General features: G+C 64.6%; 19 protein-coding genes, 1 tRNA gene and 1 pseudogene. 6 read left to right on the top strand and 15 right to left on the bottom strand.

The window, feature by feature from the left end:
* Positions 1 to 136: 136 nt before the first annotated feature.
* The 6 genes and pseudogenes from KPG71_RS19635 to KPG71_RS12185 all read right to left on the bottom strand — a co-directional run.
* Positions 137 to 688, bottom strand: a pseudogene (locus KPG71_RS19635) (transposase); the annotation flags it as partial.
* A 351-nt stretch (positions 689 to 1039) separates the two neighbouring features.
* Positions 1040 to 1207: a hypothetical protein gene (locus KPG71_RS12205; RefSeq protein WP_216338331.1), complete on the bottom strand. Its 168-nt coding sequence runs from the start codon at positions 1205 to 1207 to the stop codon at positions 1040 to 1042.
* Positions 1204 to 1707, bottom strand: coding sequence for a helix-turn-helix domain-containing protein (locus tag KPG71_RS12200; RefSeq protein ID WP_216338330.1), 504 nt, complete (start codon positions 1705 to 1707; stop codon positions 1204 to 1206). Before KPG71_RS12200 ends, KPG71_RS12205 begins: the two co-directional genes overlap by 4 nt.
* Before the next feature lie 167 nt (positions 1708 to 1874).
* The gene (locus tag KPG71_RS12195; RefSeq protein WP_216338329.1) at positions 1875 to 3161 is read right to left on the bottom strand and encodes a PqqD family protein; all 1287 of its coding nucleotides are present in this window, start codon (positions 3159 to 3161) and stop codon (positions 1875 to 1877) included.
* A 1-nt stretch (position 3162) separates the two neighbouring features.
* Positions 3163 to 3471, bottom strand: coding sequence for a hypothetical protein (locus KPG71_RS12190; protein ID WP_216338328.1), 309 nt, complete (start codon positions 3469 to 3471; stop codon positions 3163 to 3165).
* 74 nt (positions 3472 to 3545) lie between these two features.
* Positions 3546 to 4898 carry a S8 family serine peptidase gene (locus KPG71_RS12185; RefSeq protein ID WP_253196212.1) on the bottom strand — a complete coding sequence of 451 codons (1353 nt, stop codon included), beginning with the start codon at positions 4896 to 4898 and terminating at the stop codon, positions 3546 to 3548.
* Between the two features lie 187 nt (positions 4899 to 5085).
* On the opposite strand from KPG71_RS12185, the gene KPG71_RS12180 reads away from it, so the two are divergent.
* On the top strand, positions 5086 to 5610 hold the full coding sequence (locus KPG71_RS12180; protein ID WP_216338327.1) for a sigma-70 family RNA polymerase sigma factor: 525 nt from the start codon (positions 5086 to 5088) through the stop codon (positions 5608 to 5610).
* Positions 5607 to 6311, top strand: a complete 705-nt coding sequence (locus KPG71_RS12175; protein WP_216338326.1) for an anti-sigma factor — start codon at positions 5607 to 5609, stop codon at positions 6309 to 6311. Before KPG71_RS12180 ends, KPG71_RS12175 begins: the two co-directional genes overlap by 4 nt.
* A gap of 295 nt (positions 6312 to 6606) precedes the next feature.
* Here the strand turns inward: KPG71_RS12175 and KPG71_RS12170 are convergent.
* Both KPG71_RS12170 and KPG71_RS12165 read right to left on the bottom strand, forming a co-directional pair.
* Positions 6607 to 6682 (bottom strand) — tRNA-Ala (locus KPG71_RS12170).
* 86 nt (positions 6683 to 6768) lie between these two features.
* On the bottom strand, positions 6769 to 7092 hold the full coding sequence (locus tag KPG71_RS12165) for a TIGR02300 family protein (protein WP_216338325.1): 324 nt from the start codon (positions 7090 to 7092) through the stop codon (positions 6769 to 6771).
* Between the two features lie 115 nt (positions 7093 to 7207).
* Between KPG71_RS12165 and KPG71_RS12160 the strand changes: the two genes are divergently transcribed.
* From KPG71_RS12160 to KPG71_RS12150, 3 genes are read left to right on the top strand one after another with little or no spacing between them, the layout of a single operon-like run.
* Complete coding sequence (locus KPG71_RS12160) at positions 7208 to 7900, top strand: M48 family metallopeptidase (RefSeq protein WP_216338324.1); 693 nt, start codon at positions 7208 to 7210, stop codon at positions 7898 to 7900.
* A gap of 48 nt (positions 7901 to 7948) precedes the next feature.
* Positions 7949 to 8596 (top strand): GntR family transcriptional regulator, encoded by a 648-nt coding sequence (locus KPG71_RS12155; protein ID WP_073034237.1) that lies wholly within the window; start codon positions 7949 to 7951, stop codon positions 8594 to 8596.
* A gap of 3 nt (positions 8597 to 8599) precedes the next feature.
* Positions 8600 to 9769: a cation:proton antiporter gene (locus tag KPG71_RS12150; protein ID WP_216338323.1), complete on the top strand. Its 1170-nt coding sequence runs from the start codon at positions 8600 to 8602 to the stop codon at positions 9767 to 9769.
* 120 nt (positions 9770 to 9889) lie between these two features.
* Here KPG71_RS12150 and KPG71_RS12145 read toward each other — a convergent pair whose 3' ends face one another.
* From KPG71_RS12145 to KPG71_RS12130, 4 genes are all read right to left on the bottom strand, one after another.
* Positions 9890 to 10852, bottom strand: coding sequence for an acetyl-CoA carboxylase carboxyltransferase subunit alpha (locus tag KPG71_RS12145; RefSeq protein ID WP_216338322.1), 963 nt, complete (start codon positions 10850 to 10852; stop codon positions 9890 to 9892).
* A gap of 140 nt (positions 10853 to 10992) precedes the next feature.
* Positions 10993 to 11211, bottom strand: a complete 219-nt coding sequence (locus tag KPG71_RS12140; RefSeq protein ID WP_216338321.1) for a hypothetical protein — start codon at positions 11209 to 11211, stop codon at positions 10993 to 10995.
* 96 nt (positions 11212 to 11307) lie between these two features.
* Entirely contained in the window at positions 11308 to 11922 is a 615-nt protein-coding gene (locus tag KPG71_RS12135; RefSeq protein ID WP_216338320.1) for a hypothetical protein, read from the bottom strand.
* Between the two features lie 21 nt (positions 11923 to 11943).
* Positions 11944 to 12546 (bottom strand): LysE family translocator, encoded by a 603-nt coding sequence (locus tag KPG71_RS12130; protein ID WP_216338319.1) that lies wholly within the window; start codon positions 12544 to 12546, stop codon positions 11944 to 11946.
* Positions 12547 to 12628: 82 nt separating this feature from the next.
* Here KPG71_RS12130 and KPG71_RS12125 point away from each other — a divergent pair, with 82 nt between their 5' ends.
* Positions 12629 to 13072: an Lrp/AsnC family transcriptional regulator gene (locus tag KPG71_RS12125; RefSeq protein WP_084729019.1), complete on the top strand. Its 444-nt coding sequence runs from the start codon at positions 12629 to 12631 to the stop codon at positions 13070 to 13072.
* 91 nt (positions 13073 to 13163) lie between these two features.
* Here KPG71_RS12125 and KPG71_RS12120 read toward each other — a convergent pair whose 3' ends face one another.
* The 3 genes from KPG71_RS12120 to KPG71_RS12110 all read right to left on the bottom strand — a co-directional run bounded on the left by KPG71_RS12120 (position 13164) and on the right by KPG71_RS12110 (position 16313).
* Positions 13164 to 14429 (bottom strand): ABC transporter permease, encoded by a 1266-nt coding sequence (locus KPG71_RS12120; protein WP_216338318.1) that lies wholly within the window; start codon positions 14427 to 14429, stop codon positions 13164 to 13166.
* Positions 14429 to 15235 carry a taurine ABC transporter ATP-binding protein gene (locus KPG71_RS12115; RefSeq protein WP_216338317.1) on the bottom strand — a complete coding sequence of 269 codons (807 nt, stop codon included), beginning with the start codon at positions 15233 to 15235 and terminating at the stop codon, positions 14429 to 14431. Before KPG71_RS12115 ends, KPG71_RS12120 begins: the two co-directional genes overlap by 1 nt.
* Before the next feature lie 79 nt (positions 15236 to 15314).
* Complete coding sequence (locus tag KPG71_RS12110) at positions 15315 to 16313, bottom strand: ABC transporter substrate-binding protein (RefSeq protein WP_216338316.1); 999 nt, start codon at positions 16311 to 16313, stop codon at positions 15315 to 15317.
* Between the last annotated feature and the right edge of the window lie 13 nt (positions 16314 to 16326).

Raw genomic sequence — 16326 nt, 5'->3', positions numbered from 1 at the left:
ATACAAGTCCACGGTGTATATCCCCAAGCCCTCCCGAAATCCGAAAGGGCAAAAGTGGACGACTTTTACGCCGCCCGCGACAACACTATGCCGTCGCTACCGTGGCCGAGTATTGCTCCGCCGTTCACAGCCGGGCTCGCGGGACACGCAACGCCCGTCCGGAGCGCAAACAGGCAACCAACTCCCGGCGTAGCGCGCCACGCCCCTGAATGAACAAGGACTGGTAAATGGCCTCATGGCTGATACGCATCATTGGGTCATCCGGAAAGTCTAGCGGCAGACGGCGCGCGATTTGTTCCGGGCTCCAGGCCGTTGCCCATCTACGATGTTGCCGACGCACAGATCGCCTTTTTGTCCATGGCACGTCGGGGCCGCTGATGATGTGCCCGTTACTGTCAGACACCTGACCTGAAAGCCGGTCCACGACATACTGCCGCAAGGCGGCTTTCTGCGCCAGTTTTGTTGCCTTGGGTCGACGTGCCGCGCGATCCGCGTGCCATTGAGCGGTGGTTGCGCGATACTCAAATCCTCCGGAACGTGTCGCGGAATTCCGGCGAAGTTCCCGAGAAATGGTGGACGCAGAGCGTCCAATCTTCCGAGCAATAGCACAGACACCAAGGCCTTGTGCTCGGTACAAAGCGATCTCTTCACGCTCGGAAAAACAAAGGCACCGGCCGGAAAGCGGCATAGACGAATTTGCGAACGTTGAAGGTGGCATGCCTCCGGCCTCTCGAAACCAACGACTGCAAACCGGGGCAGACGCACCAGCTTGCACGCCAGCCTCTTCGCTGGAAACGCCTTGTTCGATCAGTTGCCAGAACTTGGCCTGCTGAGAGCGCAACGCCGCACGCGGTCGCCCTGGCGAAGATAGCTTGCTTCGTGTGCTGTGCCCCGAGGCACGTTTGCGGATTGTCATCACAACCTCCAATTTGGAACCGTTGCGACGACCGGTTGAATCCGCCAAGGGGAGGCTTGCCGCCCCTCGCAAGGTCCCGTGTCAGAAGCGCCAGCGTATGACATGGGTCGCCTTGCTGTTTCCTCAGACCGCATGGCGGTTCTCCTCCAAGGTCGGGGCGACATCCTGCGGAAGACGTAACTGCGCCTGCCATTGCGCGCTATCCACCGGGGCCGGTGTTCGCGCCGGAAGCCAGAAGTCCAGGTGATGCTCGTGCGGTGACAGGGGGAGGCTGCGCTCCAGCGTGGTCATCCCTTCCCGGGCCAGCCGCGCATCCCAATCCCGGACAAAGCAGATACCCCTCGGGACAAACACCAGGTCCGGACGCGTTCCGCCGGATTGCCCATCATCGGGCAAATCCGGCGCGGACGCGCGCCCCTGTTCTTTTCTAAGTTCTTGTTCTCTGTTCGGGGGGCGATCCTGTCCCCCTCCCTGCGGCGATCTGTGGCCCGCCGCATGGCCGCTTCGGTCGGGCGGTAGCGCGACGATTTCCCCTTGTTGGTGCCCCGCTCGATGGTCATGTAGCCCGCCGCCTCGACCTTGTTCAGCGCCCGTTTCACCGACTTGGCGTGTTTGCCGATGGCGGCACCTATGGTCTCGAAAGACGGGCGGCTCTCGCCGGTCTCGTGGTTTGCATGCGCCAGTGCCAGGTAGAGGGCCACGCGCTGGGCGTTGTCGTCCAGATCGTGGTCCGTGACCATCTCCAGAAGGTATTGAAGCTCGATCTTGCAGAAAGGCAGAACCTCAGACATCGGCCCCTCCCGCGATTGCGATCACGGGCGCGATCTGGTGTCCAACTTCAGCAAACTTTTCGATTTGGCCATTGACGCGGGTGCCAGCCCAGTCAGCGGCCTTTCGGTTTCTGGGCCCCATTGGCACTCAGATACTGGCACAGTTTTAGGGGGCTAAGACACCCCGTTCAATTCTGTTCGGTATCGTCCAGTTCCGGGCCGGCGTCGTGCAGGATGACAAGACCCGCCTGCCGCATCTGCCCCAAAAGCGCGGACACATCCGCCCCGATGGCGTCGGGTGCGACATCGGTAAAGACCTCGCGCAATGTGGCAACGATCTCCCAGCCGGTAACTGGGTTTTCGAACAAGGCCCAGACCCCGCCCCCCACGGGATTGAGGCTGAAGAAATTGCGCCGGTCCATTTGCCACAGGAACGTGTCGGTTCCGATCTGGCGGTCGCTGACATCCTCCGCACGGACAAAGAGCCCGTCGAGATCGGCGGGTTCTCCTTCCCCGTCCGGGTCTTCGGGGGGCAGAGCCGCACCGATATCCAGATCGGTCGCGGGAATGGCCGGAGCCTCGAACGCGGCCCGGACCAGCCCCACCGCCTCTTCCAGATCCGAATAGACCAGGTGCAGGCAGGTCAGGCCCTCGGCCATTGCGGCAACCCGATCGTAATGCGCCTCGGCCTCGCCCGGATCGGCGATGTTCTGACGGATGAGATAGGCTGCGGCCTCGGCGGGTTCCATTCGGTGAAACCGCGCCGGGCCGCAATCCCGACGCGACAGCACGACCAGCGCCGCCAGCGGCGCGCGCGTGCCTCGTGGTGCCTGGGTCGGGATCGAAACATAACCGTAGCGATGATCCTGCACCGTAAGGCTGCGCGAAACGTAATCGCCAAAACCGGGCGCGACCGTATCGGGCAACGGCAGGCGCAGCCGCGGCTGGATTCCAAGCGCGACCGCCTTGCCATCGGTGCCGATCGGCAAGACATCGTCGCAAAACAGCTCGAAATCCGGCTCGATCCCCAGCCGCGTGACCAGCGTGGTCTTGCCCGCCCGATACGTGCCCGTGAACGCGATCAGATGCCCCCCGATCCGCACCGCACCGCAATGCAGCCCGAAAATGCCGGGCCGCGCATCCAGATAGGACTGGGTAATATCGGCCACCGCCCCGCAGGTCGCCCCGGCCTGCCCCAGATCGGTCAACGGGCGCTGCCCCCACCGGGACCGGAAACTGAAACTGCCGTCCTCGTGCTGCCGGATGGTGGTTACAGGCGTTGCACCCTCCACCGGCCCGTGTGCCATAGTTCCCGTCCAGGCGGGCATGACCGTTTCAAGAGTTCTGCACAACATGTCGCTGTCATGCAGTTCGATCACATGCGGCGCACCCGGAAAGGTCAGCGTTGCGACACGCGACTGAGGGGTGCGCCCGAAGCGCGCCCCACCGTGAGTGGTTTCCCGGCCTGTCGGCATCTCAGTATCGGATGCCGATATCGCGCATCGCGCCGCGCACGGCCTGGCCCAGGCCCCTTCCGCGGCCCGACCGACGCCCACCGCCCGAAGCACCCGAGCCGCCACGTCCACCGCCCGAGCCACCCGAACCACCGGACCCGCCCGAACCACCGCCCGAACCACCTGCACCGCCTCCGCCGCCGGACCCGCCCGAAGCGTGGGCGGCACTGAGGTGCATCATCACCGGCGCGACATAGGCCGCGCCCGTTGCCAAACCAAGCCGCGCCAGCATGCGGCGGCGGGAAATGTTGATATCGTTGTTGTCAGCCATCGGTCTTCTCCTTTTCGGTTTCCGTCGGCCACGTCCCGATGCGGCCTTGTAAGGAAAACGAAACCTCGGCGGATTTATTCCCCGGCAACCGGAAAAAGTTGCGGATCGTCCGCGAAACACTGCCCCGGCGCGGCGACAAGGCCATGCCCGAAAACCGGATCATGCCCGGCATCCCCCAGATCCTTCGCACAGCGGTTCATCTCATCCACGATCTGCTCCAGCGGAACGCCCGGCGCGCGCAGGCGCTGCACCGCCAGAGTTGCGGTCACAAAAGGCGCGGCATAGGAGGTGCCGGATTTCAGGCGCCCCCCGGAAACCGATGCGGCAGCCCAGATACGGACACCGGGCGCGGCAAAGTTGATATAACCGCCCTGGTTGGCTTGCCTGTAGGCGCGCTCGTTCCGGTCGATGGCCGTCACGGCCAAGACCCGCTCGAAAGCGGCGGGATAGACCGGATCGGCCCCCGGCCCCTCGTTCCCGGCAGCGGCCACGACCGCAATATCCTGTTCGGCCATGCGCTGCACCAATTGCCCCAGAATCGCGTTTCGCGGACCCGAAAAGCTCATGTTGATGACGTTCACGTCAGCAGTACCCAAAATGTCCACCGCCGAGGCCAGTGAAAAGACATCCGCCTGTTCACCGTAATACCCTTGATGGAAGGCTTCGACCGCAACCAGCGTGGCATTGGGCAACAGCCCCGGCACGCGGTAATCCAGACGCCCCACCAGCATGGCCGCAATCGCGGTGCCGTGTTTTCTGCCGGCTTCGGCCCGCTCCCCAAGATCGGCCTGATGCACGATCAGGTTCTGACCGGCAAGCGCCGGGTGGTCCTGATTGATACCGGTATCGACCATCCCGATGCGCGGCGCATATATGCTTGGCCAGCCGGACCAGCCAATCATGTGATGCGCGGCGCAACCGTCATCGTCGCAAAGAAACTCGTCAGCGGTGTAGATGTGGTTTTCGTCCACTGTCGCACCGGGCAAAAGCGCGGCCAGTTGCGCAGTCCCGTCTTCTGGCGACACGCCGGGTGGAAGACCCAACCTGTAAAGCGTACCGCCAAGCGTCGTGTTCGCGGCCTCTGCCCGCACGGTGTATCCGGCCTCCCGCACAGGGTCCGCCCCGATGCCGATGGGCAGGAACAGAATGAGTTCGGGCGGCGGTGGCGGGGTTCGTTGCACCACACGCCGCCGCGTGCGGCGCACTGTTCTTCGCCGCAGGAACCGGCCACCGCCCCCCGATCCGCCCGAGCCACCGGCGCCACCGGCGCCACCGCCTCCTCCTCCCGAGCCACCGGCGCCCGAAGCATGCGCCATCCCCAAATGGGTAAGCGCGGGGGCCGTATAAGCCGTTGCTCCGGCAAGGCCGATCCGTGTCAGGAACTTCCTGCGCGTCAGGTCGGGGCCATCATCGTTTCGGTCGCTCATCGCCAATGATCCTGTGTTGCGGGCCGGAGCGCGTGCAAACGCATATTGTCTACATATAACGCACCGGCATCACGATTATTCCCGGCGAAAGATATTTTTCGGCGATTTTGCGGAATAATTGACATCCGGCCCACGTTATACCCTCTGTAAACCGCCCGAACGCGGACCATTTGGCAGGACACCACTCGTGACCGACCCGATAAGACAACAGATCGTCGACATGCTCCCGCGTTTGCGGGCCTTTGCGCGATCCCTGGCCCCAAGCTGGGATCAGGCGGACGATCTCGTTCAGCAAACCGTCGAAAAGGGCCTCGGAAACCTGAACAGGTTCACACCCGGCACAAGGCTCGACAGTTGGTTGTTTCGGATCATGCGGAACACATGGATCGACACCCACAGGGCAACGCGCCCGGTTGTCGCCATCGACGACACCGATGCCCCCCACGCCCTGATCGGCGAGGATGGCAGACAGGTCACCGAGGCCCGGCTGGAACTCGCGCGGGTGCGCACCGCGATGGATCGGCTGCCGCAGGACCAACGCGCGGTTCTGCTTCTGGTCTGCGTCGAGGGATTGCGCTACCGCGAGGTGGCAGAGATGCTGGACGTGCCGCTTGGCACCGTGATGAGCCGGCTGGCAAGGGCACGCACCGCCTTGGCCAGCGACCTGGGGATTGCCGCCCCAGACACGCGCCGAAAAGGAGAAGCGCGATGACCTCCCGAGAAACCGAACACGTGAGTGACGAAATGCTTATGGCCCTTGCAGACGGCGAGTTGGATGACATGCAGGCCAGCGCCCTGCGTGCAAGGGTCGAACGCGACCCCGACCTTGCCGCCCGTTACGCGATCTTCTCCGAAACCGCCGCGGCGCTGCGGGCCGCCTTCGCGCAAGACGAGATTCCCGAGCGGCTGATCGAAGCGGCCAACACTCCGCACGGCCAACGCTCACCGGACGAGACCAACGTCGTGCCGTTGCGCCGCCGTGCACTCGCCTGGCCGGTGGCGCTCGCGGCAGCCCTGTCAATCGGCATAGGGCTGGGCTGGAGCCTGAAAGGTGGCAACACACCGGACACCGCGACCGGCCTGAACGACGTGGCGCAGCTCTTGTCCGATACCCCAACTGGCGCGACATTGGATATCGAGAACATGGGCCCTGCCCGAGTGCTCGGCAGCTTCGAAACCGACCGTGGCCTGTGCAGGGTGATCGTCGTCGAAACCGCCGACACCGTTTCAAACCGCCTCGTCGCCTGCCGGGACTCCGCAGGCTGGGCCGTGGCACTGAGCGTTTCGGCCCCGACAGGCGATGGCTACACTCCGGCCTCCGCCGCCGGAACCGAAATGATCGACCACTATCTCGACTCCATCGGCGCGGGCCCGGCGCTCGACCCACAAACCGAAGCCGATCGCCTGCAATAGCTGGTTGACCGTACGGGCGAGGGTGGATGAACCGGCGGCGCGCAGGGCGTCAACCACGTCCGAAGCCGCATCCGACGATGCGCGCGGCTTTCAGCTGGGCTGAGTTTGGGCGCTCCGGGTAAGTCCATCGTCAATCGCCGTTCTGGGACAGGTCTGGAACGGCAAAGCCCGACTCATGGCCCGGCACAGGGGCAATCATCCCCTGCCGGGGGATGCACCTATCACGTAAAATTTAGGGGCAATGTAGGGGCACATCGCCCAGACCCCGAAATTATCCAATGGTTTCAATGGTAATTGGTGGAGCCTAGGGGGATCGAACCCCTGACCTCTTGCATGCCATGCAAGCGCTCTCCCAGCTGAGCTAAGGCCCCGTCACATTGGCCATCCGGCCCTGTGTTCGCCGCTATCTAGGCAAAGCGGCAGGCGGGATCAAGTGGAAAATCCCGCCTTTTCGCAATCAGTTTTCGTTGTCCTCGGTGGACACGTCCGCGATCTCGTCCAGCGAAACGTTGTCGTCGTCGTCATCGTCCAGAACGTCATCGCCCAGATCGACATCGACGTCGTCATCGTCCAGCACTTCGGCATCCGAATCGATTTCGGCGCCTTTCATCTTCTTGGTTTCGGCGTCTTCGTCATCGGCGGTGATCGACCGGCTCTTGCCGGTTTCCAACTCGACGATCTCACCCGTGTAGGGGCTGACGATCGGATCCTTGTTCAGGTCGTAGAACCGTTTTCCGGTGGTCGGGCAAACGCGTTTGACGCCCCATTCTTCCTTGGGCATGGGTAATCCCCTCACATCTTTCTGTCTTGTCGACGATCAGCGCCACCTGCCATAACGCGAACAAGGTGTCAAAGCCTTTAAGCAACGCCATGCGTCAGCGTGATCAGGAGGGCATATGGGCGAACATATCCTGCCGGGCAACCCCCCCGTGGAACTGACCCTGCGCCGGTCGTCGCGCGCGCGGCGGATTTCATTGCGTGTGTCGCGGCTTGACGGGCGGGTGACACTGACCCTCCCGCAGGGGGTGCGCAGCGCCGCGGCGCTGGATTTCGCCCGCTCGAAAGAGGACTGGCTGCGCGCCCAGTTGCAGGCGCAGCCGCAAATGACAGCGGTGGCGATGGGGGCGGAAATTCCGGTCGAAGGACGGTTGCGGCGAATCATTCCCGCCAGCGGGCGCCGTGTCGTCCTTGCCGAAAATGAACTGGCCGTGCCCGGCGCGGCTGACAATATCGCCGTGCGTCTTCAGGCATGGCTCAAAACGCTGGCGCGGGATCGGCTGGCGGCGGCCTCGGACCGCTACGCGCAGGCGCTCGGGCGGCCCTATGCGCGGATCACCCTGCGCGATACGCGCTCCCGCTGGGGGTCGTGCTCGTCGAACGGGGGGCTGATGTATTCCTGGAGGCTGATCATGGCCGCGCCCGAGGTGCTGGATTATGTCGCCGCGCATGAGGTCGCGCATCTGGCCGAGATGAATCACTCGCCCGCCTTCTGGGCGCATGTGGCCCGGCTGTATCCCGGTTACGAGGGGCCGCGCCGCTGGCTGCGCGACCACGGCAGCGATCTGCACCGCTACAGGTTCGATGACTGAGACGCATTCCCGATTGACGCGGGCGCATTGTGTGATCACAAATAACCCATGTTGCTCAATCCGCGCCCCGATCCGGCCCCGTCGGCCCATGACCGCGTCTATCGCGGGTTGCGCAGCCGTATCATGCACGGCGAACTGCCCCCCGGTCAGGCCCTGACCCTGCGCGGCATCGGCGCCGAGTTCGACGTGTCGATGACCCCCGCGCGCGAGGCCGTGCGCCGCCTCTCCGCCGAGGGCGCGCTGACCGTGTCCAGTTCGGGCCGCGTCACCACCCCCGATCTCAGCAACGACCGGATCGAGGAACTGGCCGCCCTGCGCGCATTGCTCGAGGTCGAACTGGCCAGCCGCGCCCTGCCGCGCGCGCATATCGCCCTGATCGAACGGCTGCAAAGCATCAACGCGCGCATCACCGAAGATATCGCCCGGCAGGATGCCGTGGCCTATATCCGCCGCAATCTCGAATTTCACCGCACGCTCTACCTGCGCGCGCAAGCCCCGGCGATGCTGGCCATGGCCGAAACCGTCTGGCTGCAGCTGGGGCCGACCATGCGCGCCCTCTACGGGCGCCTGCGCCGCAAGGACCCACCGCATTATCACCGCCTGATCATCGCCGCGCTCAAGGCCGGGGACGAGCCGGGCCTGCGGCTGGCCGTGCGCTCGGATGTCACGCAGGGCCTGCGGATGCTGGTGGCCTGAACCATGAACCTTCCCGTCCTGCTTATCGCGCTCGGGGCGCTGTTCCTCGTGGGGCTGGCGGCGGACGCCATCGGCCACCGCACGAAACTGCCCCGCGTCACCGTCCTTCTGGCCTGCGGAATCGCCGTCGGCGGAGCCGGGCTCGATCTGATCCCGGCGGAACTGCAGGCGCTCTACGATGTGTTGTCAGTGGTCGCGCTGACCATGGTGGCCTTCATACTGGGCAGCTCCCTGACCGGGCAGGTGCTGGTGCGCCACGGGCGGGCGATCCTGTCGGTATCGGTGCTGATCGTCCTGGTCACAATGGGGCTGGTCGCGGCCGGGCTGTGGCTGTTGGGCGTGCCCGCGCCGGTGGCGCTGGTGCTGGGGGCCATCGCCACCGCCACCGATCCCGCCGCCACGCAGGACGCCATCCGCCAAAGCGGCCAGCGCGGGCCCTTCGTCGATCTGGTCAAGGGCATCGTCGCCATCGACGACGCCTGGGGCCTGATCGCCTTTTCCCTGGCCGTGGTCTTCGCCATGAGCCTGAACGGCGCGGCGGACTGGCACCTGCTGGCCGATGCGGGATGGGAGATCGGTGGCGCGCTGCTTATCGGGGCCGCCATCGGCCTGCCTGCGGCGTTCCTGACAGGCCGCCTGCAAAAAGGCGAACCGCTGCTGACCGAGGCGCTCGGGCTGGTCTTCCTGACCGCCGGCCTGTCGATCTGGGCCGAGGTGTCCTTCCTGCTGGCGGGAATGACCGTGGGGGCGGTGATCGCCAACACCGCGCCGCATCACGAACGCGCCTTTCACGAGATCGAACATATCCAGTGGCCGTTCATGATCCTGTTCTTCCTGCTCGCCGGGGCCTCTCTGGACCTGACCCTTCTGGGCCAACTGGGCATGATCGGCGGGGCATATATCGCCCTGCGCATCGGCGCGCGGCTGGTCGGCGGCTGGCTCGGCGGTGCCCTGGCAGGCGCACCCCCGGCGCACCGGCCTTACTACGGCCTCGCGCTCCTGCCGCAGGCCGGGGTGGCCGTGGGCATGGCGCTGATCGCGGCACGCGAATTTCCCGACTGGGCCGACCTGATCCTGGGCCTCACCATCGCGACGACGGTCGTGTTCGAACTGATCGGCCCGGTCACAACCCTGTGGGCGATCCGCAAGGTACAGGACACGCCCGGGCCCTGATCCCGCGCAAACCTGAGCCTTCAACCGGGCGCAACCCCTTCTTCTTGCTGGAAATATCCCAGGGGAGTCGCCGCTTGCGGCGACGGGGGCAGGGCCCCCAATGTCACGGCCTGAACAAGCTCAGCCGGTCAGTCCCTTTGCCCCCATCTTCAGGAACTTCTCGCGCCGGTCCTTGATCAGGCCCTCGCGGTCCTTTGCATCGAGCTCGCTCAGCATTGCTTCAATGGCCTTTCCCACCGCCGCGATCGCCGTCGCCGGGTCGCGATGCGCGCCGCCAAGCGGTTCGTCGATCACCCGGTCCGCCACGCCCAGCTTGATCAGGTCCTGCGCCGTCAGGCGCAGCGCCTCGGCGGCCTCGCGCATCTTCTCGGCGTCTTTCCACAGGATCGAGGCACAGCCCTCGGGGCTGATCACCGAATAGATCGAATGCTCCAGCATCGCGACGCGGTTGGCGCTGGCAAAGGCCACCGCCCCGCCCGAGCCCCCCTCGCCGATAATCACGCTGACCAGCGGCACGCCGATCTGCAGGCATTTCTCGGTCGAGCGCGCAATCGCTTCGGACTGGCCGCGCTCTTCGGCGCCCTTGCCGGGATAGGCCCCGGCGGTGTCCACCAGCGTGACCACCGGCAGATTGAACTTGTCCGCCAGTTCCATCAGGCGAATGGCCTTGCGATACCCTTCGGGGCGGGCCATGCCGAAATTCCGCTCGATGCGCGATTTGGTGTCGTTGCCCTTTTCATGGCCGATCACCACCACCGGGCGGTCGTTCAGCCGTGCCAGCCCACCCATCACTGCGTGATCGTCGGCAAAGTTCCTGTCGCCGGCCAGCGGCGTGTATTCGGTGAACAGCGCGCGGATATAGTCGCGGCAATGCGGCCGGTCCGGGTGCCGCGCCACCTGGCATTTCCGCCAGGGGGTCAGCGTCTTGTAGAGATCGCGCAGCATGTCGGCGGCCTTGCGATCCAGCGCCCCGGCCTCGTCCTCGACATCCACACCCTCGCCTGCCCGCGCCATCGCGCGCAGTTCTTCCGCCTTGCCTTCGATCTCGGCCAGAGGCTTTTCGAAGTCGAGGTAATTGGTCATCGCAAACTCCAAGATTGACGCAGCGATATATGGCTGCGTGTGCGGCAATTTGCAATCGCCACCCTTTCGGGCAAGCCAAAAAAGGCAGCCCCGGCCATCGGCACGGGGCTGCAAGTTGGAAGGAAACGCAATTTGCCCGGTCAGTCCCGGTCCATTGCAAGCATCCCGGCGACCCGTTCCTCACACGGAACCGACCGCCAGAGATTCATGAAATCCGCACCCATCGCCATCCCTTGCGCCTCAGGCGCGGCGATAGGTGCGGACAAGTCCTGCATGTCCTGCGCATGACCCGCCCGCGGCAGGGCCACCCCGGCCAGGATCGCGGCCCCCAACAGGGCGGTTTTCACGAGGTTGGACATGATACACCCGCTTCGATCTCTGCCACGCGCAGTCTTCAGGATGATTACATGCCAGATTCGAAATGTATTCCTTGACCTAAATCAAGAGTCTGCAATTCACATTTCCATCGCCGCCCGCAACGCCAGGTCCGGCGCGCTCAGGACCGGCACGGCCAGATCGTCCAGCAGCGGCGCGGCCCCCGCCATCGACACCTGCGCCAGCACCACGCATCCCAGCCCCGGCACCCGGCGGGCGGCCTCGCGGATACCGGCGGCGATACTGGCGTCGAAAGCCATGCGTTCCCCCGCCTCGAACAGCGGCCAGAACTGCGCCAGGGGCAGCGGGCGCACTTCGGCGTGGCGGGCCTCCTTCTGCAGGGCGCGGTCCAGCAGCGCAAGGCTCACGTCGCGGGTGCTGTCCAGCGCATAGGCCACCAGGATCGCGCCCTCCAAACGGGCGGCGGCCTGCATCATCGGCCAGTCCACCCGCAAGGCGCCCACCGTCTCGGCCACCGGCCCGATGGTGGTGCAGGTGCACAGCACCGGGCCCTCTGCCTGCCCTGCGGCACTGGCGATTTCGGCGGCGACATCGGCTGGGACACCCCCTTGCGACCGGGCCAGCCACTCGGGCCGCACCACATGGCGCAGTTCGAGTCCGGGCGCGATCCGGTCGCGCAATCTATCGAACGTGGCGCAATGGGTTTGCGCCGTGTGCCAAAGGGTCAGCGCCATGACAGGGCGGCTCCGCGTGGATCAGCTTTGCGCGGGCCATAACACGGGAATCAGCGTCGCCACCAGCAGAGCCGCCATCACCCAGTTGAAAATCCGCAACCGCGCCGGGCTTTTCAGCAGGCGGCGCATCTGCTGGCCCAGAACAGTCCAGCCGGTCGTGCTGATCACGGAAACGGCCACATAGATGCCCACCACCCACAGCACCGCCGCCAGATCGCGGCTCGCGGCATATAGCGTGATCGCCGACAGCGCCATGCTCCAGGCCTTGGGATTCACCCACTGGAACGCCACCGATTGCAGGAATGTCAGCGGCCGCCCCTCGGCTGCGACCTCCCTTGGCGGGGTGGCATGGGCAATCTTCCACGCCAGATACAGCAGATACGCCACGCTCAGGGTTTTCAGGATCGCGTAGCTGGCTGGCCACAGGTCGAACACCTGCATCACGCCGATACCGACAAGAAACACCATCCCCGGAAAGCCAAGACCGACCCCAAGCATATGCGGCACCGTCCGGCGAAACCCGAAATTCGCCCCCGACGCCATCAGCATCAGGTTGTTCGGCCCCGGTGTGATCACCGTGACAAAGGCAAAGGCCACAAGGGCAGTCAGCAAATCAAGTGTCATGACCGCAATCTTATGCGGCACATCGCGCATTTGAATTGCGTTGTTTTGCGCTGAGGAATTTTATATGCAATTATTCGCCGTCATGGATAAAATAGACGATCATATATTGCACGAACTTGCGCATGATGGCCGGATCAGCAACCTCGATCTGGCCGAGCGTGTCGGCCTGTCGCCCTCGGCCTGCCTGCGCCGGGTCGCGGCGCTGGAGCGGACGGGCGTGATCGCGGGCTATCGCGCTGTGCTGAACCGCACCGCGCTCGGCGTCGGATTCACCGCCTATGTCACGGTCGGGCTGAACACGCACACCAAGGCCAGCCAGGAGGCGTTCGAGCGCGCCATGTCCCGCGCCCCCGAGGTGGTGGAATGCCACAACATCACCGGCGCCGTGGAATACCTGCTGCGGGTCGAGGCCGCCGACCTGACCGCCTATAAAAGCTTCCACACCGACGTTCTGGGCACCCTGCCGCAGGTCCATGCGATTACGTCCTATGTGGTGATGGGTTCGCCCAAGGACGAAAGGGCCTGAAAAGGCGAAAAGGCCGACAGATGCCGGCCCCTTTCTTCTTGGCAAAAATATCCCGGGGGAGTCGCGCAGCGCGCGACGGGGGCAGCGCCCCCTAAACCCGGCCCTTCCACGGCACCAGCCATGTTTCGGCCTTGCGCATCAGGATGTCGATGCCATAGCCGATGATCCCGATCAGGATGATCCCCATGATCACGATATCGGTGTTCTGGAACCGGCTGGCGACCATGATCATCATACCCGCGCCCTTTTCGGCGGCGACCAGTTCGGCGGCCACCACCGTGCCCCAGCAGACCCCCATCGCGACCCGCGCGCCGGTGAAAATCTCGGGCAGGCTGTTGGGCACGATCACATAGCGCATCAACTGCCACTTGCTGGCCCCCAGCGAATAGGCCGCATGCACCTTGGAAATCGCCACGCCCGACACGCCCGCACGCGCCGAGATCGTCATGATCCAGAGCGCCGCAAGGAACAGCAGGATGATCTTGCCCGATTCACCGATCCCCGCCCATATGATCACCAGCGGGATCAGAGCCAGCGGCGGCACCGGGCGCATGAATTCCACGATCGGATCGAACCAGCCGCGGAACCAGTCGCTCAGCCCCATCGCATAGCCCAGCGGAATACCCACCAGCGCCCCGAAGAAGAAGCCCACGATCACCCGGAACAGCGACCAGTACAGATGCTCCCACAGGGTGAAGTTCTGATAGCCCTCGCTGGCGATCTCGCCGACACGGGCGACAACGGCCTCGGGCGCGGGCAGCCAGATGGGCTCCATCTGCATCCCCTTGTCCGGGCTGAAGTTCAGCGACCCTTTCGAGGTGATCGCGACCGTGCCATTGGCCACGCTCACCGACCCGCCGGGCGCGACGGGCTGGCCGTCGATCGCCACCACCTTGGCGCCGTCCTTGCGCTTCACCTCGTCGTTCTTGTCCATCAGCAACAACTCCGAGCGCCACGCCCCCACCTTGATCGCGTCGCTCTTGGCAAACCCGTCGCCGGGGTCGACCTCGGGTTCGGCGGCGTCCTCGCCCACGTTGAAGACACGGGCATACACCGTGGCGTCGTCACGGCTGCCGTCCGGGGCCTCCAGCGTATAGGTGAACTCGGTCTCCCCCACGAAGGGACCGGGCGCATGGACCGGCACCCATTTGCTGCCGGTGAACGCCCCCCACAGAAGGAAAATCGTGACAACCGAAATGACACTGGCCCACCGGTCGGGGCGCACCGCGCTTTCGTCTCCGAAGGTCACGGTTTTCAGCGATGTGTAATCGCGCCGGGCCATCGCCCGCTTGACGCCCTTGCGCACGATCAGGAAGGCGGCGACGAAAACGGCGATGTAAATGATCAGGATGGTCATCACGCACTCTCCTCGGCGCGGCCCATGATCTCTTCTTCCATGTCCCAGATCATCGACAGGATTTCCTCGCGCTTTTCGGCGAACTCGGGGTTCTTCTTGACCTCGCGCAGGTCCTTGCCCACGCCGTCATCGGCAAAGGGCAGGCGGTATTCCTTGTGAATGCGCCCCGGTCGCGGGGCCATCACCAGCAGGCGCTCGCCCAGCAACAGCGCCTCTTCGACGGAATGGGTGATCAGGATGATCGTCTTGCCGGTTTCCTTCCACAGCTTCAGGACCAGCCCCTGCATTTTCTCACGGGTCAGCGCATCCAGAGCGCCCAGCGGCTCGTCCATCAGGATCACGTCCGGGTCGTTGGCCAGACAGCGCGCCAACGCCACGCGCTGCTGCATCCCGCCCGACAGCTCGTAAACCGCCTTTTCCTTGAAATCCTGCAACCCGACCACTTCCAGCAGGTGATCCACGGTCGGCATGTATTGCGATTTCTTCTGCCCCTTCATGCGCGGGCCGAAACTCACATTGTCGCGCACGCTCATCCATTCGAACAACGCGCCCTGCTGAAAGACCATGCCGCGCTCGGCGTCCGGCCCGGTGACCTGATGATCGTTCAGCATGATCCGCCCCTCGGTCGGGGCCAGAAAGCCCGCCAGGATATTCAGCAGCGTGGTCTTGCCACAGCCGGATGGGCCAAGCACGCTCATCAATTCCCCGGTTTGCAGCTCCAGCGTGACATCCTTGAGCGCCTGAACATGGCTGCCATTGGGCAGATCGAAACGCATCGAGATATTTTCGATGGATAGAGTCGACATCGCGTCTCCGTTCAAATTTCTGAAAGTGACCGGCGCGGGCCCGGCACGATATCGCGGGCCCGCGCTCGAACGCCCCGGTTTACATCTCGTTGGCTTGCGCCAGCGGCCCGGTGTTCACGTTGCTTTCATAGGTGTCCAGCGCCGCGTCGATGCTGCCGGCCTCGACGAACACGTCCGCCACGCCTTTCATGAACTCCTGCGCGCCGCCGCCAAGCCATTTCTCGGTCAACTGCTCGCTGGCCGGCGGGAAGACGAATGTGTCGATCGTGGCTGCCGTGGCCTCGACATCCATGCCGCTATCCTTGGCAATCACCGGCAGCATTTCGTCACGGTTGGCCGGATCGGCCCACATGGCGTTGGCATCTGCCGTCACCTTCAGGAACGCGGCCACCACCTCGGGGTTTTCGGCGATGAAATCGGCCGGTCCGCTGGTCACGTCGAACACCAGAATGCCCAGCTCTTCCTTTTCCGCCCCGGTCAGCAGCACATTGCCATGCTCCAGCGCCCGTCGCAGGCTGCCGCCCCAGCCGCAGAACATGTCGACCGCGCCCTGCGCGATGGCCGCCGCGCCCTCGGGCGGGGCCATGTTGACGATATCCATGCTGGCCAGATCGACACCGAAATGGTTCATCTGCTTGAGGAACCCGTAATGCGCCGCCGTGCCCAGCGGCACCGCCACCTTCTTGCCCGCCAGTTCCCCGGCATTGGTCTTGTCGATCTCCAGCGCCTCGGCCACGACGCAGTTGTCGTTGTCGGCATAGGAAACGGCCACGTCCACGGCCTGCAAATCCTGCCCGGCGCTGGTGGCCACCACGAAGGGCGGCACGCCCTGACTGACCGATAGCTGCACATCGCCGCTGGCCATGGCCGCGCTCATCGCCGTGCCGGTATCGAAGGCCCGCCAGTTCACGGTCATGCCCAGCGCTTCGTCATAGGTGCCCTGCACCTTGGCGTATTGGAACGGCATCGGCCATTCCAGGAAATAGCCCACCGTGATTTCCTGGGCCATCGCGGCAGTGCCGCTGGCCAAAAGGGCGGCGCCCGCCACGGCGGACATGAAACTGGTCCTGAGTGTCATATGAAATAATCTC

The sequence above is a fragment of the Roseovarius sp. PS-C2 genome, assembly GCF_018862045.1.
Classification (GTDB): Bacteria; Pseudomonadota; Alphaproteobacteria; order Rhodobacterales; family Rhodobacteraceae; genus Roseovarius.
Note: the sequence above shows the minus strand (reverse complement) of the source record. Positions and strands in the feature narration are given on the sequence as shown.

Excerpts from the sequence above, each read along its gene's own strand:
- KPG71_RS12110 (WP_216338316.1), bottom strand. The coding sequence starts at position 16,313 with ATGACACTCAGGACCAGTTTCATGTCCGCCGTGGCGGGCGCCGCCCTT.
- KPG71_RS12140 (WP_216338321.1), bottom strand. The coding sequence starts at position 11,211 with ATGTCCAACCTCGTGAAAACCGCCCTGTTGGGGGCCGCGATCCTGGCC.
- KPG71_RS12175 (WP_216338326.1), top strand. The coding sequence starts at position 5,607 with ATGACCTCCCGAGAAACCGAACACGTGAGTGACGAAATGCTTATGGCC.
- KPG71_RS12150 (WP_216338323.1), top strand. The coding sequence starts at position 8,600 with ATGAACCTTCCCGTCCTGCTTATCGCGCTCGGGGCGCTGTTCCTCGTG.
- KPG71_RS12155 (WP_073034237.1), top strand. The coding sequence starts at position 7,949 with ATGTTGCTCAATCCGCGCCCCGATCCGGCCCCGTCGGCCCATGACCGC.
- KPG71_RS12120 (WP_216338318.1), bottom strand. The coding sequence starts at position 14,429 with ATGACCATCCTGATCATTTACATCGCCGTTTTCGTCGCCGCCTTCCTG.
- KPG71_RS12205 (WP_216338331.1), bottom strand. The coding sequence starts at position 1,207 with ATGACCACGCTGGAGCGCAGCCTCCCCCTGTCACCGCACGAGCATCAC.
- KPG71_RS12125 (WP_084729019.1), top strand. The coding sequence starts at position 12,629 with ATGGATAAAATAGACGATCATATATTGCACGAACTTGCGCATGATGGC.
- KPG71_RS12160 (WP_216338324.1), top strand. The coding sequence starts at position 7,208 with ATGGGCGAACATATCCTGCCGGGCAACCCCCCCGTGGAACTGACCCTG.
- KPG71_RS12195 (WP_216338329.1), bottom strand. The coding sequence starts at position 3,161 with ATGCCGACAGGCCGGGAAACCACTCACGGTGGGGCGCGCTTCGGGCGC.
- KPG71_RS12115 (WP_216338317.1), bottom strand. The coding sequence starts at position 15,235 with ATGTCGACTCTATCCATCGAAAATATCTCGATGCGTTTCGATCTGCCC.
- KPG71_RS12190 (WP_216338328.1), bottom strand. The coding sequence starts at position 3,471 with ATGGCTGACAACAACGATATCAACATTTCCCGCCGCCGCATGCTGGCG.
- KPG71_RS12165 (WP_216338325.1), bottom strand. The coding sequence starts at position 7,092 with ATGCCCAAGGAAGAATGGGGCGTCAAACGCGTTTGCCCGACCACCGGA.
- KPG71_RS12135 (WP_216338320.1), bottom strand. The coding sequence starts at position 11,922 with ATGGCGCTGACCCTTTGGCACACGGCGCAAACCCATTGCGCCACGTTC.
- KPG71_RS12145 (WP_216338322.1), bottom strand. The coding sequence starts at position 10,852 with ATGACCAATTACCTCGACTTCGAAAAGCCTCTGGCCGAGATCGAAGGC.
- KPG71_RS12185 (WP_253196212.1), bottom strand. The coding sequence starts at position 4,898 with ATGAGCGACCGAAACGATGATGGCCCCGACCTGACGCGCAGGAAGTTC.
- KPG71_RS12130 (WP_216338319.1), bottom strand. The coding sequence starts at position 12,546 with ATGACACTTGATTTGCTGACTGCCCTTGTGGCCTTTGCCTTTGTCACG.
- KPG71_RS12200 (WP_216338330.1), bottom strand. The coding sequence starts at position 1,707 with ATGTCTGAGGTTCTGCCTTTCTGCAAGATCGAGCTTCAATACCTTCTG.